This window comes from Sphingobium lignivorans (genome assembly GCF_014203955.1).
GTDB classification, from domain to species: Bacteria; Pseudomonadota; Alphaproteobacteria; order Sphingomonadales; family Sphingomonadaceae; genus Sphingobium; species Sphingobium lignivorans.
In genome coordinates this window covers 2415045-2440413 of record NZ_JACHKA010000001.1, presented here as the reverse complement: position 1 = coordinate 2440413, position 25369 = coordinate 2415045, and the positions used below count along the sequence as shown (strand labels likewise).

Annotated in this window: 25 protein-coding genes; 11 read left to right on the top strand and 14 right to left on the bottom strand. The window is 65.0% G+C overall.

The genetic code is table 11. From position 1 onward, the window contains the following. Positions 1-55: 55 nt before the first annotated feature. Both HNP60_RS11360 and mazF read left to right on the top strand, forming a co-directional pair. Positions 56-304: an AbrB/MazE/SpoVT family DNA-binding domain-containing protein gene (locus tag HNP60_RS11360; RefSeq protein WP_221414706.1), complete on the top strand. Its 249-nt coding sequence runs from the start codon at positions 56-58 to the stop codon at positions 302-304. Then, positions 304-636 carry an endoribonuclease MazF gene (gene mazF, locus HNP60_RS11355; RefSeq protein ID WP_014076738.1) on the top strand — a complete coding sequence of 111 codons (333 nt, stop codon included), beginning with the start codon at positions 304-306 and terminating at the stop codon, positions 634-636. Before HNP60_RS11360 ends, mazF begins: the two co-directional genes overlap by 1 nt. A gap of 219 nt (positions 637-855) precedes the next feature. Here the strand turns inward: mazF and HNP60_RS11350 are convergent, their stop codons facing one another. Then, positions 856-1536: a DUF6975 family protein gene (locus HNP60_RS11350; protein ID WP_260394849.1), complete on the bottom strand. Its 681-nt coding sequence runs from the start codon at positions 1534-1536 to the stop codon at positions 856-858. A 351-nt stretch (positions 1537-1887) separates the two neighbouring features. On the opposite strand from HNP60_RS11350, the gene HNP60_RS11345 reads away from it, so the two are divergent. Next, positions 1888-3180, top strand: a complete 1293-nt coding sequence (locus HNP60_RS11345) for a glycosyltransferase family 4 protein (protein WP_184153719.1) — start codon at positions 1888-1890, stop codon at positions 3178-3180. 93 nt (positions 3181-3273) lie between these two features. Here the strand turns inward: HNP60_RS11345 and rpoD are convergent, their stop codons facing one another. The 4 genes from rpoD to HNP60_RS11325 form a co-directional block, all read right to left on the bottom strand. Beyond that, positions 3274-5310: an RNA polymerase sigma factor RpoD gene (gene rpoD, locus HNP60_RS11340; RefSeq protein ID WP_014076735.1), complete on the bottom strand. Its 2037-nt coding sequence runs from the start codon at positions 5308-5310 to the stop codon at positions 3274-3276. Between the two features lie 46 nt (positions 5311-5356). Then, positions 5357-7222, bottom strand: a complete 1866-nt coding sequence (dnaG, locus tag HNP60_RS11335; protein ID WP_184153716.1) for a DNA primase — start codon at positions 7220-7222, stop codon at positions 5357-5359. Positions 7223-7370: 148 nt separating this feature from the next. Then, complete coding sequence (locus tag HNP60_RS11330; RefSeq protein WP_184153713.1) at positions 7371-7901, bottom strand: PEPxxWA-CTERM sorting domain-containing protein; 531 nt, start codon at positions 7899-7901, stop codon at positions 7371-7373. A gap of 148 nt (positions 7902-8049) precedes the next feature. Beyond that, positions 8050-8505: a GatB/YqeY domain-containing protein gene (locus HNP60_RS11325; RefSeq protein ID WP_184153710.1), complete on the bottom strand. Its 456-nt coding sequence runs from the start codon at positions 8503-8505 to the stop codon at positions 8050-8052. A gap of 161 nt (positions 8506-8666) precedes the next feature. Between HNP60_RS11325 and carA the strand changes: the two genes are divergently transcribed. Then, positions 8667-9839 carry a glutamine-hydrolyzing carbamoyl-phosphate synthase small subunit gene (gene carA / locus HNP60_RS11320; protein ID WP_184153708.1) on the top strand — a complete coding sequence of 391 codons (1173 nt, stop codon included), beginning with the start codon at positions 8667-8669 and terminating at the stop codon, positions 9837-9839. Positions 9840-9883: 44 nt separating this feature from the next. On the opposite strand, the gene HNP60_RS11315 is transcribed toward carA, so the two are convergent. Then, positions 9884-10264, bottom strand: coding sequence for an endonuclease domain-containing protein (locus HNP60_RS11315; protein ID WP_184153704.1), 381 nt, complete (start codon positions 10262-10264; stop codon positions 9884-9886). 65 nt (positions 10265-10329) lie between these two features. Between HNP60_RS11315 and carB the strand changes: the two genes are divergently transcribed. The 3 genes from carB to HNP60_RS11300 all read left to right on the top strand — a co-directional run bounded on the left by carB (position 10330) and on the right by HNP60_RS11300 (position 14967). Next, positions 10330-13668 (top strand): carbamoyl-phosphate synthase large subunit, encoded by a 3339-nt coding sequence (gene carB, locus HNP60_RS11310; RefSeq protein WP_184153700.1) that lies wholly within the window; start codon positions 10330-10332, stop codon positions 13666-13668. Between the two features lie 113 nt (positions 13669-13781). After that, entirely contained in the window at positions 13782-14258 is a 477-nt protein-coding gene (greA, locus tag HNP60_RS11305) for a transcription elongation factor GreA (RefSeq protein WP_184153696.1), read from the top strand. A gap of 31 nt (positions 14259-14289) precedes the next feature. Further along, positions 14290-14967: a rhomboid family intramembrane serine protease gene (locus tag HNP60_RS11300; RefSeq protein WP_184153693.1), complete on the top strand. Its 678-nt coding sequence runs from the start codon at positions 14290-14292 to the stop codon at positions 14965-14967. A 33-nt stretch (positions 14968-15000) separates the two neighbouring features. Here the strand turns inward: HNP60_RS11300 and HNP60_RS11295 are convergent, their stop codons facing one another. From HNP60_RS11295 to HNP60_RS19980, 5 genes are all read right to left on the bottom strand, one after another. After that, a complete protein-coding gene (locus HNP60_RS11295; protein ID WP_184153691.1) occupies positions 15001-15237 on the bottom strand; it encodes a DUF4170 domain-containing protein in 237 nt (78 codons plus the stop codon). A gap of 133 nt (positions 15238-15370) precedes the next feature. Then, positions 15371-15856: a DUF883 family protein gene (locus tag HNP60_RS11290; protein WP_184153688.1), complete on the bottom strand. Its 486-nt coding sequence runs from the start codon at positions 15854-15856 to the stop codon at positions 15371-15373. Continuing rightward, entirely contained in the window at positions 15853-16188 is a 336-nt protein-coding gene (locus tag HNP60_RS11285; RefSeq protein ID WP_184153685.1) for a hypothetical protein, read from the bottom strand. Before HNP60_RS11285 ends, HNP60_RS11290 begins: the two co-directional genes overlap by 4 nt. Further along, positions 16185-16559 carry a phage holin family protein gene (locus tag HNP60_RS11280; RefSeq protein ID WP_184153682.1) on the bottom strand — a complete coding sequence of 125 codons (375 nt, stop codon included), beginning with the start codon at positions 16557-16559 and terminating at the stop codon, positions 16185-16187. Before HNP60_RS11280 ends, HNP60_RS11285 begins: the two co-directional genes overlap by 4 nt. A 28-nt stretch (positions 16560-16587) precedes the next feature. After that, positions 16588-17094, bottom strand: a complete 507-nt coding sequence (locus tag HNP60_RS19980; RefSeq protein WP_014076723.1) for a hypothetical protein — start codon at positions 17092-17094, stop codon at positions 16588-16590. Positions 17095-17299: 205 nt separating this feature from the next. Here HNP60_RS19980 and eno point away from each other — a divergent pair, with 205 nt between their 5' ends. From eno to HNP60_RS11255, 4 genes are all read left to right on the top strand, one after another. Further along, positions 17300-18574: a phosphopyruvate hydratase gene (gene eno, locus HNP60_RS11270; protein ID WP_184153679.1), complete on the top strand. Its 1275-nt coding sequence runs from the start codon at positions 17300-17302 to the stop codon at positions 18572-18574. 170 nt (positions 18575-18744) lie between these two features. Further along, complete coding sequence (locus tag HNP60_RS11265; protein ID WP_184153676.1) at positions 18745-19056, top strand: FtsB family cell division protein; 312 nt, start codon at positions 18745-18747, stop codon at positions 19054-19056. 124 nt (positions 19057-19180) lie between these two features. Beyond that, positions 19181-20254, top strand: a complete 1074-nt coding sequence (gene pdhA / locus HNP60_RS11260) for a pyruvate dehydrogenase (acetyl-transferring) E1 component subunit alpha (RefSeq protein ID WP_014076720.1) — start codon at positions 19181-19183, stop codon at positions 20252-20254. After that, positions 20254-21669: a pyruvate dehydrogenase complex E1 component subunit beta gene (locus HNP60_RS11255; RefSeq protein WP_184047916.1), complete on the top strand. Its 1416-nt coding sequence runs from the start codon at positions 20254-20256 to the stop codon at positions 21667-21669. The genes pdhA and HNP60_RS11255 overlap by 1 nt, the downstream gene beginning before the upstream one ends. Before the next feature lie 100 nt (positions 21670-21769). Here the strand turns inward: HNP60_RS11255 and HNP60_RS11250 are convergent, their stop codons facing one another. Genes HNP60_RS11250 through HNP60_RS11240 form a run of 3 tightly spaced genes read right to left on the bottom strand, consistent with a single transcriptional unit; the run spans position 21770 to position 25316 of the window. Continuing rightward, entirely contained in the window at positions 21770-22429 is a 660-nt protein-coding gene (locus tag HNP60_RS11250) for a TadE/TadG family type IV pilus assembly protein (protein ID WP_184153673.1), read from the bottom strand. Further along, positions 22426-23115, bottom strand: a complete 690-nt coding sequence (locus HNP60_RS11245; protein WP_184153671.1) for a TadE/TadG family type IV pilus assembly protein — start codon at positions 23113-23115, stop codon at positions 22426-22428. The genes HNP60_RS11250 and HNP60_RS11245 overlap by 4 nt, the downstream gene beginning before the upstream one ends. Beyond that, on the bottom strand, positions 23115-25316 hold the full coding sequence (locus tag HNP60_RS11240; RefSeq protein WP_184153668.1) for a TadE/TadG family type IV pilus assembly protein: 2202 nt from the start codon (positions 25314-25316) through the stop codon (positions 23115-23117). Before HNP60_RS11240 ends, HNP60_RS11245 begins: the two co-directional genes overlap by 1 nt. Between the last annotated feature and the right edge of the window lie 53 nt (positions 25317-25369).

Sequence of the window (25369 nt, the reverse complement as noted above, 5' to 3'; positions counted from 1 at the left end):
TTGTTGACACTCTGCCCGCGAGTCACGTATCATCGTTGTCGATACATCAAGGGCAATGAGAATGCGTGTTCATGTCAAGAAATGGGGCAATAGCGCCTCGGTGAGAATCCCGGCCTCGATCATGGCATCGGCATCTCTGCGCATCGATCAGGAGGTGGATGTCCGCGAGGAAGAGGGACGCATCATCATCGAGCCGGTTTCCACGCCTTCCTATGACCTGGACTCGCTGCTCAGTGGCATGACGCCTGACACCTTCCCGGAAGAAGTCGACTTTGGTCCGCCGGCAGGCAAGGAAGTCTGGTAGTGGGGGCTTATGTTCCGGAACTCGGCGATATTGTCTGGCTTCATTTCGACCCTCAGGCGGGCCATGAGCAAGCGGGCCATCGCCCGGCCGTTGTGCTGTCGCCGGCTTCGTACAATCGTGCGCGCGGGATGATGATCTGCTGTCCGATGACGTCGAGGATAAAAGGATATCCGTTCGAGGTTGTCGTGAGCGAGACTCCGCCAAGCGCGGTGCTGGCCGATCAGATCAAGAGTCTCGACTGGCGGGCTCGTCTCGCCTCCAGGAAAGGCGCGGTGCCCCAGGGCGTGCTGGTTGAGGTTCAGGCGAAAATTCGCGCTTTGCTGAACCTGTGAGGGCAGATCCTTCGCGCGCATCCGAACAGCAGAAATTCATAAACCCATGCCGCCGGTCCGCGCTCGGGCTGGGCGGCTTCCAGCCGGGCGCGGATGCGCGCGAAGCGCGTTGCGCCCGCCGGCATCGAATCGAAGTCCTGCGCGGCACGCGCTCCCGCCTGGCACCCGCCGCGGGATGCGGCGCGCCGGTGCCTCACCTAAAGGGTCGTCGGCGGTTTGTCAGTCCTGCATCTTGCGCACGGCGGCGCGGGCCTGGAGCAGGTCCCACATGCCGCGATGCTGGCCGACAAGCTGTGTCGCGCCGAACTGAACCGCCCGGGCGATGCGGTCCGGGTCGGGAAGATCGTTCAGTAGCGCCAGCGTTTCCGGGCGGCTGGGCACCGTGCAGATCGACGGCTCGATGCCGAGGCGAAGCGCACCGGCATCAAGGATGGCGCGAATGGGGTGCCATTCCAGCGTCAGCGTCACGGCTGTTCCGAGGGCGCATCCCCGCCGGTCGGATTGTGCGAGCATCTCGATCGCGTGCCGCTGCTGCGCGACGACGGTGCTCGTTTCGCTATGACCGGCGGTGCTTGGCAGCGGTCCGACAGCCACGCTCAGCCGGTTGAGGAACTGCCGCTCGGTCACGAACGCGTCGATTGACTTGATGAGCCACCCGCGAGCCAAGACTTCCACCGTCCGGGCGGCTGCATGATCGACCAGGCCCGGCACATGGCCATGGAGGAGCGTGACGAGATGGACGAAGTCGGCGAAGTCGACGAGGTCGCGGACGAACGCATGGCGCTCTCCCGCCACCGCGGGCGCGCAATAGCCGTGAGCCGCGGAGCCGTCCTGGTCGACTATGGCTGCGATCACGGCAGCGAGGCTGGAATTGGTCGACTGGCGGGGCTGCTCGTTCATGACAAACCTCATCGCGTCGTCCGTTACCGGATCGACGTCGTCCCCACACCGGAAGTAGAGCGGAGGACGTTAACAAGCTATTGATATTGTGCTCTGCGCCCACCCAAATTCTACCATGGACCGGCCGGAATTGGCACAGTTAATGGTGCGGAAATTTGGTTCCACGGCTCGTCCGGCCTGTGGCACGGGCTGACGTTTTGAGCGGGCAAGACGGACCTGTAACGCGCTCGGACAAATGGCCAGCTACGGCGCGAGAGGCGATCTCACTCGTGATTTGCGCCCTCCCATCCCGTGTCATAGAGAAAGCGAGTCGGCCTATTGACGGGCCCGGTCCGCACGGAGTTCCCGCTGATGACGTCACGCTATCGAGCCCTGCTGATCGCCGAGGCGGCCAACCCGGAATGGGTCAGCGTTCCGCTGGTCGGCTGGTCGCTGGCAAATGCGATCCGCTCGGTCGCTGACGCCCATATCGTGACGCAGGTTCGCAACAAAGCCGCCTTCGAGCGTGCCGGCCTCGTCGAAGGCCGGGATTTCACCGCTATTGATACCGAAGCGCTCATGAAGCCGCTCTGGACAATCATCGGCAAGTTGCGCGGCGGGGCCGGCAAGGGGTGGACGACGGTGACGGCGCTTCAGTCCTTATTCTATCCGCTGTTCGAGAGCATGGTGTGGCGTCGCTTCGGCAAGCAGATCAGGGCTGGCGAATTCGATGTGGTTCACCGGATCACGCCGCTTAGCCCCACCGCGCCGAGCCTGCTTGCCGGCCGCTGTGCCCGCGCCGGCGTCCCGTTCGTCGTCGGTCCGCTGAACGGCGGCATTCCCTGGCCGCGCGCCTTCACCAGAGAGCGGCATCAGGAGAAGGAGTGGCTGTCCTATGTCCGCAATGCCTACAAGGCGATGCCCGGCATAAAGCGGACGTGGCGGCGGTCGGCCGCGATCATCGCAGGCTCCCGGCACACTGCGTCGGAGTTGCCGGAGGGCGCGCGCGGAAAGTGCATATATATCCCCGAAAACGCGATCGATCCTGCGCGCTTCGCCGACTATGGCCAGCCGGATCGCTACGCGCGGCTCGATCTCTGCTTCATCGGCCGGCTGGTGCCCTACAAGGGGCCGGACGTTGCGATCGAGGCGGCGCAGGACCTGCTGCGGGCGGGCGTCGCTCGGCTCACGATCATCGGTGATGGCCCCATGATGGCCGATCTCAAGGCGCTGGCCGCCCGGCTGGGCGTGGCCGATGCCGTCACCTTCGCGGGGTGGGTGGAGCATCGCGAGGTGCCGGAGATCGCGCGGGACAAGTCCGTTTTCCTGTTTCCCAGCGTGCGGGAGTTCGGTGGCGGCGCGGTGATCGAGGCGATGGCGCTGGGGCTCGTGCCGATCATCGCCGATTATGGCGGTCCCGCCGAGATCGTGACGGGCGAGACAGGCTTCCGGCTGCCCATCGGCTCGCGGGAGATCATGCGGGATCGTGCGGCGCAGGTACTGGCGGAGATGGCGGCCGAGCAGCATGATCTCGCCGCGATGGCCGCACGGGGCAGGGCGAGGATCGATGCGCTCTACAGTTGGGAACGCAAGGCCGCGCAGGTCGTCGAGGTCTACGACTGGGTTACCGGCAAGCGACCCGATCGGCCGGACTTCGGCTTCTGACGAAAGGTGTCGCCGCGCATCGGGCGCGCGGTGGCGGACGGCCGAAGCGTGATGGGACAGGGCCGGCCTTTCAGGACCGGCCCATAATCCCGTTCATTGATCCAGGAAGCTGCGCATCTTGCGGCTGCGGCTCGGGTGCTTCAGCTTGCGCAGCGCCTTCGCCTCGATCTGGCGGATGCGTTCGCGGGTCACGCTGAACTGCTGGCCCACTTCCTCGAGCGTGTGGTCGGTGTTCATGCCGATGCCGAAGCGCATGCGCAGCACGCGCTCCTCGCGGGGCGTGAGCGAGGCCAGAACCCGCGTAACCGTCTCCTTGAGATTGGCCTGGATGGCCGCATCCACGGGGATTATCGCGTTCTTGTCCTCGATGAAATCCCCCAGATGCGAATCCTCCTCGTCGCCGATCGGCGTTTCGAGGGAGATCGGCTCCTTGGCGATTTTCATCACCTTGCGCACCTTCTCCAGCGGCATGGAGAGCCGCTCGGCCATTTCCTCCGGCGTCGGCTCGCGGCCCTGCTCGTGCAGGAACTGGCGGCTTGTCCGCACCAGCTTGTTGATCGTCTCGATCATGTGAACCGGGATGCGGATGGTCCGCGCCTGATCTGCGATGGAGCGCGTGATCGCCTGCCGGATCCACCAGGTCGCATAGGTCGAGAACTTGTAGCCGCGGCGATACTCGAACTTGTCCACCGCCTTCATCAGGCCGATATTGCCTTCCTGGATGAGGTCGAGGAACTGCAGGCCGCGGTTCGTGTATTTCTTGGCGATGGAGATGACGAGGCGCAGGTTCGCTTCCACCATCTCCTTCTTGGCGATGCGTGCCTCGCGCTCGCCCTTCTGCACCATGTTCACGATGCGGCGGAACTCGGGCAGCGAGGTGCCGCTTGCCTGCGCGATCTCGGCCACCTCGGAACGGATGCGTTCCACGGCACCTGCTTCCGCGCTCGCGAAGGCGCTCCATTTCTTGTCGATCTTGCCGACTTTCTCCAGCCAGGCCTCGTCCAGCTCATGGCCGACATACTGGTCCAGGAAGTCCTTGCGCGGCACTTTGTGGCGCTCCGCGAGGCGTAGCATTTGGCCGCCCAGCGTGGTGAGCCGGCGATTGAAGGCATAGAGCTGATCGACGAGATATTCGATCTTCTGCTGGTGGAACTGGACGCTTTCCACTTCCGCGGTCAGGTCCTCGCGCAGCTTGTGGTAGCTGGCTTCATCCTTGGCGGGGAATTCCACGCCATTGCCCAGCGCGATCAGCCGTGCCTGCTGGATCTTGCCGAACGCGCTGTAGAGCTGGGTGATGTTGGCGAATTTCTCGAGTGCGGCGGGCTTCAGCAGCTCTTCCATCGCGGCGAGGGAGAGCGTGTTGTCCTCTTCATCCTCTTCCTCGGCGCGCGGCGTACGGCGCTCGACCATGGACTCCTCGTCGTCGTCGGCGGATTCCTCCTCGACGTCCTCTTCTTCCTTGAAGGAGGGGCCGGCGGTCTTCTCGCTGATCTCGCCGTCATCGTCGCCTTCGCCGTCCTCGGAGAGCGATTCGGGTGCCGGGTCCTTGGAGAGCATGGCGTCGAGATCGAGGATCTCGCGCAGTTGCATCTCGCCATTGTTGAGGGCGTTGGACCATTCGATGATCGCGTTGAACGTGGTCGGGCTTTCGCACAGGCCCAGGATCATCGTGTCGCGACCGGCCTCGATGCGCTTGGCGATGGCGATTTCGCCTTCGCGGCTGAGCAGCTCCACCGCGCCCATCTCGCGCAGGTACATGCGCACGGGGTCGTCCGTGCGGTCGACGGTTTCCTTCTTCTTCTCGCCGACATTGCCCGAGCCGTCCTCGTCCTCGGCCGCGCCGTCGATCGTGTCGGCCTCGGGTTCGGCGCCGTCCTCGGAGTCATCGCCCTGTTCGTCGTTCTCGACGATGTTGACGCCCATGTCGTTGAGAGCGGACATAACATCCTCGATCTGCTCGGAAGACATCTGGTCCTGCGGCAGGGCGTTGTTCAGCTCGTCATAAGTGATGTAGCCGCGCTTCTTGGCGCGGGCGATCAGCTTCTTGATCGAGGCCTCGTTGAGGTCGAGCAGCGGTGCATCGCCGCTCTCTTCGGTGCCTGCTTCGTTCTGGTTGATCTTGCTCGCCATGCGTCGCCTTGCTCCAAGCCGGGCGCATCACGCACCAGCCATAAGTTCATTCTTCGGGGGGTTGGGCCAGTTCGGCCACGCGCGCGGCCAAATCCGCCTTCAGCTTGCGCAGGGACTGCTGACGGGCAAAGCCCGCTTCGTCCAGTTGATCCGCCATCGCCCTTGTGACCGCCGCCAGCTCAGCGTCGATTCGCGGCATCGCCACAATCACCGCGATAGCCTCCGCCAGGTCACGCTGTGCGCGCTGCCTGTCCGTTTCGGCCCGGGTGAAGGTGAACTGCAGCGCATCGGCGCGGAGCAACCCCTTCGCCATATTATACACTTCACTGTCGCCCAATATGGTAAGCAGTCGCTCTGTTTCAACAGTTTCTTGGATGTCGCTCGCTTCAATCAGCCTGTCGAGCAATCGCGCGAGTCGTTCGTCGGTGAGCGTGAGGCTCGCCAGCGCCTCGCGATGGATGAGAATTTCCTCGGGAAAGCGCAGCAGACCGGCAATCACCGCGCGCAGCAGCATGGCGTCGCTGCCGCTCGCGCCGATGGCGCGTGCTTCGTCCGTCGGCGGCGGGGGAGGGGGCGTCCACCGCCCGCCACGCTGGTCGCGCGCCGGCCTGCGGGCGGGCTGTCCGCCGAAGCTGGGGGTCTGGCGCGGCGCGAAGAACAGGGCGTCGTAGCGCTCCTTGAACATCCGGCTGTAGAGCGCGCGGATGTCCCCGTCCGAGATCGTGCGGCACAGCTCGGCGAGGCGCTGCTTGAAACCGGCGCGCGCTTCCGGCGTATCGAGCGGCAGCGCTTCATGCTCGTGGCGCCAGATGAGCTCCACGAGCGGGATGGCGCCGGACAGCACGTCTTCCAGGGCCCGGGTGCCCGCGCTCCGGATGAGGTCGTCCGGGTCCTGTCCGGCCGGCAGGGTCGCGAAGGCGAGGCTGTGACCGGGTCGCAGCAGCGGCAGTGCGCGATGGGCCGCGCGCAGGGCCGCACGCTGGCCCGCCGCATCGCCATCGAAGCAAAGCAGCGGGGTCTCGACCATCGTCCAGAGCTTCTCGATCTGCGCCTCGGTCAGGGCGGTCCCGAGCGGCGCCACGGTCTCGCAGATGCCGGCCTGCGCCATCATGATGACGTCCATATAGCCCTCGACCACGATCAAGCGGCCGGCCTTGCGCGCGGCCGGCGCAGCCTTGTCGAGATTGTAGAGGGTGCGTCCCTTGTCGAACAGCGGCGTTTCGGGCGAGTTCAGATATTTGGGCTCGCCCGGTCCCAGGATGCGGCCGCCGAAGGCGATGACCCGGCCCCGCTGGTCGCGAATCGGGATCATCAGCCGGCCGCGGAAACGGTCGTAGCTGTCGCGGTTGCCGTCTTCAGGCTGGATCAGCATGCCGCTTTCGACCAGCATGTCCTCGGGAAACTCGTGCAGGGCCGCCTTGAGCCTGCCCCGGCTATCCGGCGCGTAGCCCAGGCCAAAGCTGCGGCGAGTCGCGTCCGAGATGCCGCGCCGGGCGAGATATGCCGTTGCCTGCGTTCCCTCCTGGCCGGCGAGCTGCGCCTCGAACCAGCCTTGCGCCGCCGCCGTCACATCGTGCAGCGATCGCGCCTTCTCGGCGCGTTTCGCCGCCCGCGGGTCCGGTGCCGGCACCTCCATCCCCGCTGCCGCCGCCAGTTCCTTCACGGCATCGAGGAAAGGCAGGCCGCGCTGGTCCGTCATCCAGCGGATGGCGTCGCCATGCGCACCGCAGCCGAAGCAGTGGTAGAAGCCCTTCTCGTCGTTGATCGTGAAGCTGGGCGTCTTCTCGTTGTGGAAGGGGCAGCACGCCTTGTATTCCCGCCCGGCCTTCTGGACCTTGATGGTCTTGCCGATCAGGGTCGAAAGCGTTGTGCGCGCGCGCAGTTCGTCCAGCCATTGGGGCGAGAGGCTCATGACGAACGCGCCCGCCGGGGGCCTTGCCCTGGCTGGAAAACATGGAGTCTACGGGGAAACGGCGCCAGGCGAACCATTGAGCCGCCACCCTAGCACCGCTGGAGGGCGGGCGGAAGGGCGCGTGCCCTGCCGCCCGTCTTTCAGTCGTTCAGCCCTGCTGGAAAGCGACGGCGAGCTTGCGCGGTTTCTGGCGCATTGCCGCGCCGGCCATGGCGAAGCCGGCGATCAGCATGGCCCATGTGGCAGGTTCGGGAATGGCCGGCGTCGTGCCCGCTTCCTCGATGACGAGCGTGTAGCTTCCCGGGCCGAACAGGTCCGCCAGCGCATAGGTGCCGGTTAGGAAGGTCGGCGCGCCCGTCGATCCCGAGAAGAGCTGGCTGCCCGTGGCGTCGAGCAGATAGGCGTCTCCGTAGAAGTCGATGATCGAGAAGCCGCCCGCCTCGTCGCCGGTCCAGAACTGGAGGTCGACGATACCGAGCGCCGCGTCCGGAAAGCCGGAGACGTCCCAGATCGTGAACGAGCTGCCGTCGAACACGTCCGGCACCGGGCTCGAATCGAGCTGGAAGCTTGCCGAATAATCGCCGGTCAGCGTGAAGTTGAACAGCACCGCCTGCGCCGGCGCCGCGAAAGAAAGAGCCGCTGCTGCAGCGGCAAGCACGCCCACATGTTTCATCATCATCCCCTGTCCAGTCCCACGATGAACGCGCCGGCTCCCGCAAGAGCGCGGCGCGGCGACAAGGAAACATGGTTAAGGACTGATTGCACCTGTTAATTGTGCATCTGCGAAGCCGGCGGGGCGCTCATCTGTCCCGGCATGAGCCAGGCGTTCAGCTCGCCAGCGCGGCTTTCACCATCGCGCTGGCCTTGCTCATGTCGAGCACGGTGCCGTGCCGGTCCTTCAGCACCGCCATGACCTTGCCCATGTCCTTCACAGACGTAGCGCCGACCTCGGCCTTGATCGCCTCGATCGCGGCGCGAGTCTCGTCCTCGCTCATCTGCCGGGGCAGGAAGCTCTCGATGACCTCAAGCTCCGCCTGCTCCTGCGCGGCGAGTTCGGCGCGGCCGCCCTGTTCGTACATGGCGATCGATTCGCGCCGCTGCTTCACCATCTTCTGGAGCACGTCGACCACGATGACGTCGTCATCCGGCACCTGCGTGGCGGTGCGCAGCTCGATGTCGCGATCCTTCAGCTTCGCGAGGATGAGGCGCACGGCCGCAAGGCGGGCCTTGTCGCCGCCCTTCATTGCCTGGATCTGCGCAGCCTTGATGCCGTCGCGAATCATTTCGCGTCCTCCGTTCCGCCTTGTGGGAAAGGATGACATATAAGGCGGCACGATGAATTTTAATAGGATTGACCATGCAGGTCCGAAATCCTAGTGACCCGGCCGTTTAGCCAGCGCTCCGGGCGCCGGCCTGCAAGCGACAGCATAAGGAACCCAGTGCCATGGCGAACGCCAGATACCCGACCGTGCCCAAAGGAGCGACGGGGGTATTGGTTCTTGCCGATGGCACGGTCATTTTCGGCCGCGGCTTCGGCGCGAGCGGGGAAGCGGTGGGCGAGCTCTGCTTCCACACCGCCATGACCGGCTATCAGGAGATCATGACCGATCCGAGCTTCGCCGGTCAGATCATCACCTTCACGTTCCCGCACATCGGCAATGTCGGCACCAATCCGGAGGATGTGGAAGCCGATACGCCCTGGGCGCTCGGCTGCGTGGTGCGCGAGGACGTGACGGCGCCATCGAGCTTCCGCAATGTCGAGCCCTTCGACCAGTGGCTGAAGGCGCATGGCCGCATCGGGCTCGCGGGCGTCGACACGCGCGCGCTCACCCGGCGCATCCGCATGGCCGGCGCGCCCGATGCGGTGATCGCGCATGACCCCGAGGGCAAGTTCGACCTCAAGGCCCTGCACGAGAAGGCGAAGGCCTGGCCCGGCCTCGAGGGCATGGACCTGGCCGTCGAAGTCACTGGCGAGCAGCGCGACTGGACCGGCGGGCCCTGGCGTCTCGGTTTCGGTTATGAGCCGACGGAGACGGACGAGCCATCAGCCGACGATAGGCCTCATGTCGTTGCCATCGACTATGGCGCCAAGGACAATATCTTCCGCAATCTGGTGAAGGCCGGCGCCAAGGTCTCCGTCCTGCCCGCGACGGCGACCTATGAGCAGATCATGGCGCTCAAGCCCGCCGGTGTCTTCCTTTCCAACGGCCCCGGCGACCCCGCCGCGACCGGCGAATATGCGGTGCCCGTCATCAGGCGGCTGATCGATGACGACATGCCGATCTTCGGCATCTGCCTCGGCCACCAGCTTCTCGGCCTCGCGGCGGGCGCGCGCACCAGCAAGATGCATCAGGGCCATCGCGGCGCCAATCATCCGGTCAAGCGGCTGGAGGACGGGGTGGTGGAGATCACTTCCATGAATCACGGCTTCGCCATCGATGCCGACAGCCTGCCGGCCAATGTCGTGCAGACGCATGTGAGCCTGTTCGACGGCTCCAATTGCGGTATCGCCTTCACCGACAAGCCGGTCTTCGGCGTGCAATATCATCCCGAAGCATCGCCCGGGCCGCAGGACAGCTTCTATCTGTTCAAGCGGTTCGTGGAGGGGCTGAAGTGACGTCCTCCCCATATCGGGGGAACGCGTTCGCTCCCTCTCACCCTTCAGGGGGAGAGGGGTGGGGAGAGGGGGCTTTCACCCTCCCGGCCAAGCGCGATGAGGATCGTGCGTACGACCCCGTCGATATTGGTCATGATTTCTCCGTTGGTGAAACGCAGGACCCGAAAGCCGCGCGCCTCGAGGGCCGCCGTGCGTTCGGCATCGGCCTGCTCCCGGCCGGCATGCGTCTCCCCGTCGATCTCGATCACCAGTTTCAGCGAGCGTGCGGCGAAATCGGCGACATAAGGCGCGAGCACAACCTGCCGCTGGAATTTGACGCCCAGCTGTCCCGCCCGCTGCACCGACCAGAGCGCTCGTTCCGGCGCGGTCATGTCGCTGCGCAGTGTCTTCGCGCGATCCCGCGTTATCTCGTGTCGCTTCGCCATTCCCCCTCTTCCAACCCTCTCCCCCTGAAGGGTGAGAGGGCTCGTAGCATGCAACAAGGCCGATAATGCCCAAAAGAACAGACATCTCCTCCATCCTCATTGTCGGCGCCGGCCCGATCATCATCGGTCAGGCGTGCGAGTTCGATTATTCGGGCACGCAGGCCTGCAAGGCGCTGAAGGAAGAGGGCTACCGGATCATTCTGGTGAACTCCAACCCGGCCACGATCATGACCGATCCGGAGATGGCGGACGCGACCTATGTCGAGCCGGTGACGCCGGAGATCGTCGCCAAGATCATCGAGAAGGAGCGCCCCGACGCGATCCTGCCGACCATGGGCGGGCAGACCGCGCTCAACACCGCGCTCGCGCTGTTCAACGACGGCACGCTGGAGAAATACGGCGTGCAGATGATCGGCGCGGACGCCGAGGCGATCGACAAGGCGGAGGACCGCCTCAAGTTCCGCGACGCGATGGACAAGATCGGCCTCGAAAGCGCCCGTTCGCGCATCGCGCACACGATGGACGAGGCGATGGCGGCGCTGGAGTTCATTGGCCTGCCCGCGATCATCCGGCCCAGCTTCACCATGGGCGGCACCGGGGGCGGCGTCGCCTATAACCGGGAGGAGTTCGTCCGCATCGTCACCTCGGGTCTCGATGCCTCGCCGACCACCGAAGTGCTGATCGAGGAATCGCTGCTCGGTTGGAAGGAATATGAGATGGAAGTCGTCCGCGACCGCGCGGACAATTGCATCATCATCTGCTCGATCGAGAATGTCGATCCGATGGGCGTCCACACGGGTGATTCCATCACGGTCGCGCCGGCGCTGACGCTGACCGACAAGGAATATCAGATCATGCGCAACGCCAGCATCGCGGTGCTGCGCGAGATCGGCGTGGAGACGGGCGGGTCCAACGTCCAGTTCGCGGTCAATCCCAAGGACGGCCGTTTGATCGTCATCGAGATGAACCCGCGCGTCAGCCGCTCCTCGGCGCTGGCGTCCAAGGCGACGGGCTTTCCCATTGCCAAGGTCGCGGCCAAGCTGGCCGTCGGCTACACGCTGGACGAGATCCAGAACGACATCACGGGCGTCACGCCCGCGAGCTTCGAGCCCACCATCGACTATGTCGTGACCAAGATTCCGCGCTTCGCCTTCGAGAAGTTCAAGGGCGCCGAGCCGCTGCTGGGCACCGCGATGAAATCGGTCGGCGAAGTGATGGCGATCGGCCGGAACATCCACGAATCCATGCAGAAGGCGCTGCGGGGGCTCGAAACCGGGCTCTCCGGCTTCAATCAGGTCGATCATCTGGTCGGCGCGAGCAAGGACGAGATTATCGCCGCGCTTGGCCAGCCCACGCCGGACCGGCTGCTCATTGCCGCGCAGGCGCTGCGCGAGGGGTTGAGCGTCGAGGAGATCAATGCGGTCGCCCGGTTCGATCCCTGGTTCCTCGACCGGCTTGCCGAGATCGTCGCGGCCGAGCGGCAGGTGATGGAGAACGGCCTGCCGCGCGACGCCCAGACCATGCGCGCGCTCAAGGCAATGGGCTTTTCGGACAAGCGGCTTGCGTGGCTCGCCCTGCAGTCGGCGAACGTGCCCGGCGGCATGGAGAACGCCATCCGTCGCGGTTCCGGACTGGTGCGCGAGGCTGTCGTCGCCATGACGGGTGGCGTGACGGAGGAGGAAGTCCGCGCGCTGCGCCACAAGCTGGGCGTGCGCCCGGTGTTCAAGCGCATCGATACCTGCGCGGCCGAGTTCGAGGCGCGCACGCCCTACATGTATTCCACTTACGAGGCGCCGACCTTCGGCGAACCCGAGGACGAGAGCCAGCCGAGCGACCGGCGCAAGGTCGTGATCCTGGGCGGCGGACCCAATCGGATCGGGCAGGGCATCGAGTTCGATTATTGCTGCTGCCACGCCTGCTTCGCGCTGGAGGATGCCGGCTACGAGACCATCATGATCAATTGCAATCCGGAGACGGTGAGCACGGATTATGACACGTCCGACCGGCTCTATTTCGAGCCGCTGACCGCCGAGGATGTGCTGGAGATCCTGCATGTCGAGCAGTCGCGCGGCACGCTGGCCGGCGTCATCGTGCAGTTTGGCGGGCAGACGCCGCTCAAGCTGGCGCAGGCGCTGGAGGATGCGGGCATCCCCATTCTCGGCACGTCGCCGGACGCCATCGACCTGGCCGAGGACCGCGAGCGTTTCGCGGCGCTGATCGAGAAGCTGGGCCTGCTCCAGCCCGCCAACGGCATCGCGCGCAGCAGGGAGGAAGCGATCGCCGTCGCCGGCCGCATCGGCTATCCGGTGCTCATGCGTCCCTCCTATGTGCTGGGCGGCCGGGCAATGGAGATCGTCGACGGGCAGGCGCAGCTCGAGGAATATATCGCCACGGCCGTGCAGGTCTCCGGTGATTCGCCCGTGCTGATCGACCAGTATCTGCGCGATGCGGTCGAGGTGGACGTGGATGCACTGTGCGATGGCCGGGACGTGGTCGTCGCGGGCGTGCTCCAGCATATCGAGGAGGCCGGCGTGCATTCCGGTGACAGCGCCTGCTCGCTGCCGCCCTACAGCCTGCCCGAAGCTATCATCAGCGAGATCGAGCGGCAGACGGACGTGCTTGCCCGGGCGCTCCATGTGCGCGGCCTCATGAACATCCAGTTCGCGGTGAAGGACGGCAACGTTTATCTCATCGAGGTCAACCCGCGTGCGTCGCGCACCGTGCCCTTCGTCGCCAAGGCCATCGGCACGCCCATCGCAAAGATCGCCGCGCGGGTCATGGCGGGCGAGATGCTGGCGGACCTGCCGAAGATCGATCGCAACGCGATCAGCCATATCGCGGTCAAGGAAGCGGTGTTCCCGTTCAATCGCTTCCCGGGCGTCGATCCGGTCCTTTCCCCGGAAATGAAGTCCACTGGCGAGGTCATGGGCATCGACGTCGATTTCGCGACCGCTTTCGCCAAGGCGCAGATCGGCGCCGGTACTGTCCTCCCGAAGGAGGGCACGGTCTTCGTGTCCGTGAAGGACAGCGACAAGGCGGTCATCCTGCCTGCCGCCCGCAAGATCGCCGCGATGGGTTTTCGTATCGTCGCGACCGGCGGCACGGCGAAGTTCCTGTCGGAGGCCGGGCTGGAGATCGAGACGATCAACAAGGTGGCGCAGGGGCGGCCCCATATCGTGGACCGGATCACCGACGGCGCGATCGACCTGATCTTCAATACGACGGAAGGGTGGCAGTCGCTCATCGACAGCAAGGCGATCCGCACGAGTGCGCTGCGCCTCAAGGTTCCGAGCTTCACCACGGCGGCTGCGAGCCTTGCCGCGGTGGACGCCATCGAGGCCTTGCGCGCGCGTCCCCTTGAAGTGCGGTCGCTCCAATCCTATTATCAGGCGTCGCAGGACTGATCTTCCGACAGACATGAAATCAGCATGCGAGCTGGCCGGAGCCGCCGGTCGGCAAGGGAATGCGCGCTTCCGGACAGCCGTTTGAAGCCAAGTGAAGAGATTGGGGAGTGTAGATGGCCACCGTTGAGAAGTTGCCGATGCTGGCTGTTGGCTATGAAAAGCTGACCGATCATCTGCGTGCCCTCAAGGCGGAGCGTCCCAAGATCGTGGACGCGATCGAAGAGGCGCGTGCGCACGGCGATCTTTCCGAGAATGCCGAATATCATGCCGCCAAGGAGCGGCAGGGCCAGGTCGAGGCGACGATCGCCGATCTGGAGGACAAGCTCTCGCGCGCGCAGGTCATCGATCCCAAGTCGCTGTCAGGCGACAAGATCATCTTCGGCGCCACCGTCACCCTGCGGGACGAGGACGAGCAGCCGGTGCGCTACCAGATCGTGGGTCAGGCGGAAGCCGACGCGAAGATGGGCATGATCAGCTACAACTCGCCTCTGGGCCGTGCGCTGATCGGGCGTCAGGTCGGCGAGGAAGTCGAAGTGACCGTGCCGTCCGGCGACAAGTTCTACCTCGTCGAGAAGATCGAGTTCATTTGAGCCGTTCCGCGGCGCACGAGGTCCAGCTTTCATGTCAGTGACGCTTCCCCGGGGGCCGGCGACGAACATCCTGGCGGCGATCACGCTGCTTGCCTTCCTGCCGGTCCAGCTGGCGGGCGAGACGGATCGCGCCGCGATCCTGGCCGGTTTCATCCCGGAGCGCGTCACGGCGCTGGCCGCGCAGAACATATCGCTGGATATTCCGTGGCTGCCGCTGTGGATCACCCCGCTCAGCGCCACGCTCATCCATTCCGGCTGGCTGCACCTCGCCTTCAATCTGCTGATGCTGGTCTTCTGCGGCCGGTTCGTGGAACAAGTGCTGGGGCAGGGCAGGACGGTCATCGCCTATCTGGTCGGCGCTTATGCTGCGGCGCTCGGGCAATGGGCGACGTCAGCCTTCTTCATGCCGGCCGGTGACGGCGTCGTGCCGATGATCGGCGCGAGCGGGGCGGTGTCCGCGCTGCTGGGCACATATGCCGTGATCTACAGCCAGCGCGGCGTGAGATCACTGGGTCCGATCCCCGCGCATGTCGTGCGCATCGTCTGGCTCGCAGTCGCCTGGACGATCCTCCAGCTCCTCATCGCGTTCGCCGGCGGGTTCGACAGCCTGTTTCGCGGCATCGCGATCGGGGCCCATATCGGCGGGTTCATCGCGGGATTGCTGCTGGCCCGGCCGTTGCTGGCGCGACGCTTCCGCGCCGCGCCCTGACCGGCGAGCGAAATCGACTTTCGCCGTTCCGCCTCAGCTAACCTGCGGGTCGACCGCTTCGCCGGCAGGATCGAGCAGGCGATGAAGGTGGACGATGACATAGCGCATTTCCGCGTCGTCGACGGTGCGCTGCGCTGCGCCGCGCCAGGCGGTTTCGGCGCTGGCATAATCGGGGAAGACGCCGACCAGGTCGATCGACTTCAGGTCCTCGAATTCGAGTTTCTGCGGGTCCTTGACGCGCCCGCCCATGACAAGATGCAATAAGCTCAACGGAAATGCTCCCTGGGGTGACCCGCCGGATCCTGTCGAGCCGGCCGGGCTGGCCTCTTGCCTGCGTGGCTAGCAGCGTTGCGCCTGACTGCCAAGACGGCGGCCGGGGCGGGCGTCTGCCTGCGCACGCGGGCTATTCCTCTCCGTCCTTCGCTTTCCCTTTTGCCGTTCGCGCCTTGCGGGTCAAGACATGCTTGCCCATGCTGCTCGCAGCCTGGCTCGCGACGCGCCGCAATGTGCTGTGGCGGGTGTCGGTGAGGCCGACGAGCATGGCCTTCGCCGCCTTGCTCCCTGCGGCGGCTTTCACCGCCCGGCCAGCCGTCTGCCCCGCCTTGCCGGCGATGGCGATCTTGGGGATGAAGATGGCAAGCACTGCGCCTGCGGCCGCGGCGGCGGCCACGGCGGCAATGGGATGTTCCTGGAACAGGCGATTGGTCTCGGCTGCGGCGCGATAGGTCTTCTCGCGCGTGTCGTCGATCACGGCCTCGCCCTTCTCACGTGTGGCTGCGATGACTTCTCCCGCCTTGCGGCGGGCCTGGTCGATGCCGTCCATGGCGCGGGCGCGCACCTCGCTGGCGGTGCCGCTGCCATCCCGGTTGTTTTTCTTCTCAGTCGTCACTGCTCGCGCTCCATAGCTTGCGATTGAGCCACACGATCTGCGCCAGCCGCGCGCCGTAGAGCAGCGTTGTGCGCGCGGGTCTCCAGAACAGCAAGGCGACGAATCCGCTCGCGGGCCGATGCCATAAGGACCGGATGGCTGCGGATCGACATGCGCGCCTGCAACTTGGCGCTCTCCACTTTCTCACCGACGGCGGTGAGTGCGTCGTCCTTGAGCCGGCCCGGCGAGATACGCTGGCGGACATTGCCGAGCGCGGTCGAGAAGCGCAGCCGGGCAAGGTCCGCATGAGCGCGAGCCTGGGCCACGTCCTGCCTTTGCTCGGGTGTCGTCATGGCTTTCCCTCCCTCTTGAGGGCCTGGACGCTGCTGCGCGTCAGCAGGCCGAAGAGGATCGTGGCGGCAAGCGAAACGCCTGCCACGATCAGGGTGGCGCCGAGCCAGCCCACCATCGGTGCCAGCGCGATCACCGCCGCGACGATCAGCATGATGAGAGTCATCACCAGGAAGACGAAGGCCAGCACGCCGAAAGCGAGCGCCCTGCCCAGAATAGCCCCGATGATGGCCGCCTTGAGCTTCGCCCAGGTGAGCTCCGCCTCGGCCATTTCCCGGCCGGACGCCACCAGACGCTCGACGCTTGCCCGGATGGAGCCATCGTCAGCGGTCGGCGCTGCCTGCGCCTCCGTTTCCCCGTCTGGTGTCGTCATGGGTCTGCGTTGGTCCGATTACTGGTTCTCAAGTGTCGTTCGAGGAGCTGCCGCGCATCATCCGCATGAGGACGAAGCCCACCACGGCGGCAGCGCCGATCGCAACCGCTGGGCTCTTGCGCACGAAATTGCGCGCTTCCTCGGCGAGCTGGTCGACATCCTTCTCGTCGAGCGACTTGGCCGCGCCGGCCACCGTCTCGGCCGCCTTGCGGGCATAATCGCCATATTGGGGGCCGAGCTTGGAATCGACGGTCTCCGCGGTTTCCGCGATCAGCTTGGAGAGGCCGGCAAGAGCATCGCCGGTCGTGTTCTTGGCGGTCGTCGCGGCATCGCGCGCGGTTGCCTTGGCCTGTTCGGCGAACTCGCCTGCCTGCTCGCGCCACTTGCCGCCCTCGGCCTCATCGCCGGTGCTGCGCGCCGAAGCGGCCTGCTTCACGGCTGCGACTTTCGTGGTGCTCGGGCTGGCGCTCTTGCTGGCGGCGGTCTTCGTGGAGGGTTTGCGCTTTGGTGTATCGGTGCTGCTGGTGTCAGACATGATCTTCCCTTTCTGGCAACAGATGTGCCCCTCAAGATCGATATAGCAGGGCCCGCTTTGTTTAACAGACCCAGAGGGCCAATTGTTCCCGGACAATTCTCGCGTCGCGCGATGCGGGGTGGTTCGCGCCATTGCCAATGGCGGGTGCGCCCGTTAAGCGGCGGCCCACGCAGAACCAGTGAATTTGCAAGGGAAAGGCCACGGCATGACCGAAATTCTCGATATCCACGCGCGCCAGATTCTCGATAGCCGCGGCAATCCCACCGTCGAAGTCGACGTGCTGCTGGAGGATGGCAGCTTCGGTCGCGCCGCGGTGCCTTCGGGCGCGTCGACGGGCGCTTATGAAGCGGTCGAGAAGCGGGACGGGGATAAGAACGTCTATCTCGGCAAGGGCGTGCTGCAGGCGGTGGCTGCGGTCAATGACGAGATCAGCCAGGTCGTCGTCGGCATGGATGCCGAGGATCAGGGCGACATCGATGAAGCGATGATCGCGCTCGACGGCACGGAGAACAAGGCACGCCTCGGCGCCAACGCCATTCTCGGCGTCAGCCTCGCGGTCGCCAAGGCTGCGGCGGATGCGCGTGGCCTGCCGCTCTATCGTTATGTCGGCGGCGTCTCGGCGCATGTCCTGCCGGTGCCGATGATGAACATCATCAATGGCGGCGAACATGCTGACAATCCGATCGACTTCCAGGAGTTCATGATCATGCCGGTGGGCGCCGAGAGCATCGCCCATGCCGTGCAGATCGGTTCCGAGATCTTCCACACGCTCAAGAAAGGCCTGCATGAGAAGGGTCTCGCCACTGGCGTGGGTGATGAGGGCGGCTTCGCGCCCAACATCGCCTCGACCGTGGAAGCGCTCGATTTCATCATGCAGAGCATCGAGAAGGCCGGTTACCGCCCGGGTGAGAATGTCGTGCTGGCGCTCGACTGCGCGGCCACCGAGTTCTTCAAGAATGGGAGCTATGTGATTTCGGGCGAAGGCAAGACCCTCTCGCCGGGCGAAATGGCCGATTATCTCGCCGATCTCGTCGCGCGCTATCCGATCAAGTCGATCGAGGATGGCATGAGCGAGGACGATTTCGAGGGCTGGAAGATCCTGACCGACCTCATTGGCGACAAGTGCCAGCTCGTCGGCGACGATCTGTTCGTCACCAATCCCAAGCGCCTCGCCATGGGCATCGAGAAGGGTCTCGCCAATTCCATGCTGGTGAAGGTCAATCAGATCGGTTCGCTTACCGAGACGCTGGCGGCCGTCGATCTCGCGCACCGCGCGCGGTACACCAATGTCATGTCGCACCGTTCGGGCGAGACCGAGGACGCGACAATCGCGGACCTCGCCGTCGCCACCAATTGCGGGCAGATCAAGACCGGCTCGCTGGCCCGCTCCGACCGGCTTGCAAAGTATAACCAGCTCATCCGCATCGAGGAGGAGCTGGGCGACCGGGCGCATTATGCCGGGACGTCGATTTTCCGCTGAGCGCGGCGCCGCGACGGTTGACGCATAAATCGCGGGCCGGACTTCCTCCGGGATGGTCCGGCCCGCATTTCGTCTCTCCGGATGCCGTTTTTCTGCCCATTTCAAACCTCTCGTCGCATGGCCTGCATTTTGGGCTTGCAAAGCGGGAGTCGCCGTGATTCCAAGAAGCGATGGCGCAGCTTGCGAAATTGAGGTCCCTGTTCGGTTCGGCGATGATGCCGGCCATTGCGATCGTGCTGCTGCTCGTCTTCATCGTTTATGCGATCATCGGGCCCAACGGCATTCTCGCCTGGGGCGATTACAGCCGCCAGCTCAAGCAGCGCCAGTCCGAGTTGCGCGTCCTGCAGGCGCAGAAAGCCGCGCTGGCGAACCGCGTGAAGCTGCTCGATCCCAAGAAGGCGGACCCGGACATGGTGGACGAGCTCGTGCGCCGACAACTCGGCGTCGCGCACCCGGACGAAGTCGTCATCCCGGCGAAGTGAGGTGCGGCCCGCTTCGTCCCTCTTTCGGGATCGAGGCGTGCATTTAACCTATCTGGACATTGCGCTCCTGCATGTGCCGTGCCTATAGCTGCACAAAATTTCCACGCGAGAAGGACCTGAAACATTGGCGAAGCCAGCTTCCAGCCGATCGGGAAAGACCTCTTCGGCGTCCTCCCCGCCGCCCGCTGCCGATCATAATCGCGAGCGTCCCGGCGAACCGAAAAGTTACGAGGCCAGCAAGGACGAGCTGCTCGAATTCTATCGGCAGATGCTGCTCATCCGCCGTTTCGAGGAGCGTGCCGGCCAGCTTTACGGCCTCGGCCTGATCGGTGGCTTCTGCCATCTCTACATCGGTCAGGAGGCAGTCGCCGTCGGCATCCAGTCGGCGCTGACGCCGGGCGCGGACAGCGTCATCACCGGCTATCGCGACCATGGCCACATGCTGGCCTATGGCATCGATCCCAAGCTCATCATGGCCGAGCTGACGGGTCGCGAGGCGGGCATTTCCCGTGGCAAGGGCGGCTCGATGCACATGTTCAGCGTCGACCACAAATTCTACGGCGGCCACGGCATCGTGGGCGCGCAGGTGTCGCTCGGCACCGGTCTCGCCTTCGGCCACAAATATAATGAGGATGGCGGCGTGTGCGTCGCCTATTTCGGGGACGGCGCCGCCAATCAGGGCCAGGTCTACGAGAGCTTCAACATGGCCGCGCTCTGGAAGCTCCCGATCATCTACGTGATCGAGAACAACCAGTATGCGATGGGCACTTCGGTGCAGCGCTCGTCGGCCGAGGATCATTTCTACCGGCGCGGCGAGAGCTTCCGCATCCCCGGCCTCCAGGTCGACGGCATGGACGTGCTCGCGGTGCGGGGCGCCACGCAGGAAGCGCTGGAATGGGTCCGGGCCGGTAAGGGGCCGATCCTCCTCGAAATGAAGACCTATCGCTATCGCGGCCACTCGATGTCCGATCCCGCCAAATATCGCTCGCGCGACGAAGTGCAGCATGTGCGCGAGACGTCCGATCCGATCGAGGGCGTGAAGAAGGCGCTGGCCGAGGCTGGCGTCGCCGAGGACGAAATGAAGGCGATCGACGCGCAGATCCGCAAGATCGTGAGCGAGGCCGCCGACTTTGCCGAGACTTCGCCCGAGCCGGCGCCTGGCGAACTCTATACCGATGTTCTGGTGGAGCAGTATTGATGGGTGTCGAGATCAAGATGCCGGCCCTTTCGCCGACCATGGAAGAAGGCACGCTGGCCAAATGGCTGGTGAAGGAAGGGGACGAGGTCAAGGCCGGCGACATCATGGCCGAGATCGAGACCGACAAGGCGACGATGGAGTTCGAGGCGGTCGACGAAGGCACGATCGAGAAGATCCTGATCGCGGAAGGCACCGACAATGTGAAGGTCGGCACGGTGATCGCGATGCTGTCGGGCGAGGGCGAGGAAGCTGCCGCACCCGCCGCTGCCGCCGCCGCTGCCGAGGCTCCCAAGACCGAGGCGCCCGAAGCCGAGCAGAAGGCAGCGGAGTCCGGCACGGGCGCCGCGCCCAAGGCCGAAAGCGGCACCAGCAATCTGGCCGTGTCGAAGGCCGCGCCCGCGGCCGATCCCACGCTGCCGGAAGGCACGACCTTCCAGAAGACCACCGTGCGCGAGGCGCTGCGGGACGCGATGGCGGAAGAGATGCGCAAGGATCCGCGCGTCTTCGTCATGGGCGAGGAAGTGGCCGAGTATCAGGGTGCCTACAAGGTGACGCAGGGCCTGCTCGACGAGTTCGGTCCCCGCCGCGTCATCGATACGCCGATCACGGAATATGGCTTTGCCGGTGTCGGCACCGGCGCGGCCATGGGTGGCCTGCGTCCCATCGTCGAGTTCATGACCATGAACTTCGCGATGCAGGCGATCGACCACATCATCAATTCGGCAGCCAAGACCAATTACATGTCGGGCGGCCAGATGCGCTGCCCCGTCGTCTTCCGCGGCCCGAACGGCGCCGCGTCGCGCGTCGCCGCGCAGCACAGCCAGAACTATGCGCCCTGGTATGCCAGCGTGCCGGGCCTGGTCGTCATTGCGCCTTATGACTCGTCGGACGCCAAGGGACTGCTCAAGGCGGCGATCCGCAGCGAGGATCCGGTCGTGTTCCTCGAGAACGAACTGGTCTATGGCCGCAGCTTCGATGTGCCGCAGGTCGAGGATCATGTCCTGCCGATCGGCAAGGCCCGCATTGTCCGCCCCGGCAAGGATGTGACGCTGGTGAGCTACTCGATCGGCGTGGGCGTCTCGCTGGAAGCGGCCGAGATGCTCGCCGCCGAGGGCATCGATGCCGAAGTCATCGACCTGCGCACGCTCCGTCCGCTGGATACGCAGACGGTGCTGGAGAGCCTTGCCAAGACCAATCGCATCGTCGCCGTCGAGGAAGGCTGGCCGGTCTGCTCGATCGCCAGCGAGATCGCGGCCGTGTGCATGGAGCAGGGCTTCGACGATCTCGATGCACCCGTGCTGCGCGTTACCAATGAGGATGTGCCGCTGCCTTATGCCGCCAATCTCGAGAAGGCCGCGCTGATCGATGCGAAGCGCGTCGTCGCGGCCGCGAAGAAGGTCTGCTATCGCGACTGACCATCGGCACGATCTGTCGATCCGAGGGCGCCGGTCTGATCCAGTCAGAACCGGCGCTCATCGTTTCGGCCATGCCCTGCTTTCCCCGGCTTGAGCGCGCTCAGCAGGTGGAGGGCGTCACGCCTTCGCTGTTGTAGATGCCGATTTCCCCGTTGCCGCCGAAGTCGCGGTCGTCGCGCACGGTCATGGCGGCGATGTCCCTGATCTGGCTGGAGGGCAGGAAGCGGTCCGAGATCAGCGGCTCGTAATCATAAGCAACCTCGACGAAGATCACGCCGCCGCCGTCCGGGGCGGTCACATGCTGGCCGCTCGGTCCCATGCCGGTCAGGTTCGTGTCGCCCTGCAGCCCGTAGCTGGAGGGATGGGACTTCGTCCCGTAGCAGCGCTGCCAGCGAATCCTGAACTTCCCGGTCGGGTTGGGATTGGCGATCGGTTCGAGGCTGGAGACGATCACGCGCCCGCGCGTCGCGAGCTGCAGCTTGCCCGCCTGCAGATTGGCGCCGATCAGCAGGTCGTTGATCTGCGCCTCGCTGATCTGGGGCGCGGTGAGCAGGCTGTTCGTGCCGATGCGGGAGGCATTGTCGGCGATGTGCAGCGCCACCTGGCTGACCCGCATCTTGGTGATGGCGAAGTTGGTCAGCTCCGCGCCCGCGAGGAACATGGTGAGGATGACCGGCGCGGACAACGCGAATTCGACGGCGGCGAGACCGCTGCGGTCGCCTTTCAGGCGGGCGATGTCATGGCGCAGGCGCAGCATCATGGCGAGGGCGCTTCCACATTGGGAGCGCCGAGGCCGCACTGGGCGACGGTTGGCGTGCCGGTGCTCGACTGGTCGCCATAGGGCTGGTTGGAGAGCACCGTCGCTGCGCTGAGGGTCGTTAGCCCATTGCCGCCGATCAGCCGGTCGATGGGGAACATGCGATCATATTGGATGGTCACGGTGTAGACGACATTGTCCCGCGCCCCCGCGCGGTCGGCGGAATCGCCGCCGTCCCGGTCGAACCGGCCATTGTTGTTGGCATCGACGAACGATTCATAATTGTTGCATTTGCCGTCGCGGAAGGGGCTGCCGACCGCGGAGTCGGTGAACTCCTCGGCCTTCGCGGCCGCTGCGTCGGAGAAGGTCTTGTAGAAGCGCCGGTTGAACTTGACCGTGGCTGCCCGATTCAGCGTCAGGAGCTGGTCGCGCACCATCGTGTCGATGGCATCGCGCTGCGTCGTTACCGTCCCTGCCGCCGACTCCAGCGATCCATCCCGCGCCGCCTTCTGCACCGTCCCCTGCAGCACGCTCTGCATGTAGAGGGTGTGCCCCACGTCCAGCGCGCCCAGCAGCAGCACCATCAGTGCCGGCGCGATGAGAGCGAACTCGACGATGGTCACGCCGTCCTGCGCGCTTGCGATGTCGCGCGGGTGCCGTCGGGGCAGGGGGAGGCGCCGGGCGGTCATCAGCTTGTGAGCCTCAGTTGCGCGATTTCGGACGCGATCTGCTTGAACTGCGCGATGAGGGCAGGGGTGTCGCTCGCGCTGAAATATTTGCCGTTGGTCGCGCAGGCCTGCAAGCGCGCTTCCGTTTCCTCGTTGATCCCGCCGCCATAGGAGATCACCCAGAGCGTGATGTTCTTGTTCTTGATCGCCGTGCACAGGCCGGCGAGATGTGCGTTCACGATCCGCGCGGTGTGGCTGTTCGTGCCGCTGTAGTTGGAGGGCGCGTAAGTGGTCTGCCGCCGGTCCCACCAGCTGATGCCGTAGGCGTTATAGTCGTCATTGTAGGACATCGTGTCGCCATCGGTCATGAAGATGATGTGGCGCTGGATGGCGCCGCCGGTCGATGTCGCGGCGTTGTCGCTGGCGAAGATGCCGGTCGGGGAAATGAACCGGGCACCCCAGATCATGCCGATGTCGTGATAGGTGTTTCCTTCCGCGTGCAGCGAATCGACATAGGAGACGAAGGAGGCGGGGGTGTACCAGGTCTGCAGCTTCTTCGCTTCCGTGCCGCAATAGGTGTAATAGTTGCGGTTGAGGTTGCTGGTGGTGGTCACGTCGCTGGTGGTGTTGCCGGACCAGTAGCGTCCCCACACGGCATTGGGCAGCAATGGCCCCCAGTGGCTTCCCGCGACGCCCGCGCTGGGCACCAGATCGATGTTCATGTCATAGGCCGCCGTCGGAATCGGGCTCCATTCGTCGCTGGGGTCCCCGTCGGAGTTCTTGACCGTCTGGCGCTCCTCGATGCAGCCATTCCAGGCGACATTGGTGTTGGCGACGTAGGCGAGAGTCGTGTTCGAGCTGGAGCCGGAGAGCTTCACGGTGGGGCCGTTGGTCGTCGCCAGCGGCAGGGCGACCGAATTGTTCCAGCTCGCTTCGCCGGCTTTTAGGCCGGAGACGTCATGCGTGACCTGCCGGTAGGTCCAGTTCTGGAACGTGTTTTCATAGGTCGTCCAGTTGATCGGCCGGGTCGAGGTCTGGGTGCGCGTCTTGTCGTAGCTGCCGCTGCCCCGCTCCAGCCAGCAGCTGTTGGTGCCGTTGACGCTTTTCCATCGATAGCGATAGCCGGTCACCGTGTGGGGCTCGGTGTCGGTATAGGTCAGGGTCTGGCTGTTCGCGGGATGGACGGGCGGATTGTTGCTGGTGTCGCTCAGGCCGGAGCTTGTGTTGCCGGCAACATCGGTGCGCGCCACCAGCGTGCTGCTGGAGCCGCTCAGCGTGTTCAGGCCGGTGCAGTTGGAAGATGTGCGGTCGGAGCGCTGGCGCGCATAAGTGTTGCCGTTGATCGTCACGTTGGAACTGGACGTAGACCAGCCCGAAAAGCCGCTGGCGGTATTGAAGCTGCTCGGCATGCTGGTGGGCGACCAGCTGCTCCAGGCGGATTTCCCGCTCTCGGTGCCGAGCGTCCAGGCATAGACGGTTTCTACGTTGGCGACGCGAGACTGATAGTCCCACTGGTCCGCCAGATAGGTGTTCGGCAGCAGCTTGCCGACGTTCACGGCGATGGAATAGGGCACGAAGCCGATGCGGATCTGCGCGGTCTGGGTGTAGGATGTTCCGGTCGGGTCGCTGCCGCAGACTTCCGGCGTGTTCACCTTGAGCAGGGCTTCATAGAAGCACTTCACGGCGCTCTTGAGGCCCAGGATCTTGGCTCCGGCGGCGGGCACATTGCCATTGTTCGAACAGCCGGCGTCGCCCGCGACGCAGTTCATGGATCCGGTGACGTCCAGCACGAACATGACGTCGGTGTTGGGAATTTCCATCTTCGCGGTGCAGTTCACGGTCAGTGTGCGGGCCGTCATGCCGAAGATGCGCATGATCGTCATGGGCACGGCGACGCTCGCCGTCCCGCTCACCGTGCCGCTGTCTTCGGTGAAGTCCTTGCTGAGCGCGCCCGTGCCGTAGGCGCCTTCCTTGAAGTTCACGGCGAACAGCTCGTTGGCTCTGGCCTGGGAGCTTGTCGTGCCGTCGGTCGTCCAGCTTCCCGGGCCCATCGCCTTGCGCCCGGCCAGCGCGCCCGCGTCACAAGCCTGTTGCAGACGCGTCTTGGTCAGATAAAGACGACTCATGTCGACGCCGCCGCCGATCAGCCCTGCGAGCGGGATCATGGCGGCAGCAGCAAGCGCGATGGTATTGCCGCTGACGTCGCGGCCGAGCCGCGTCATCAAGGAACCGCCTGCCCGAATGCGCTTCATGATTGCCCTCACCGCCCCCTTCA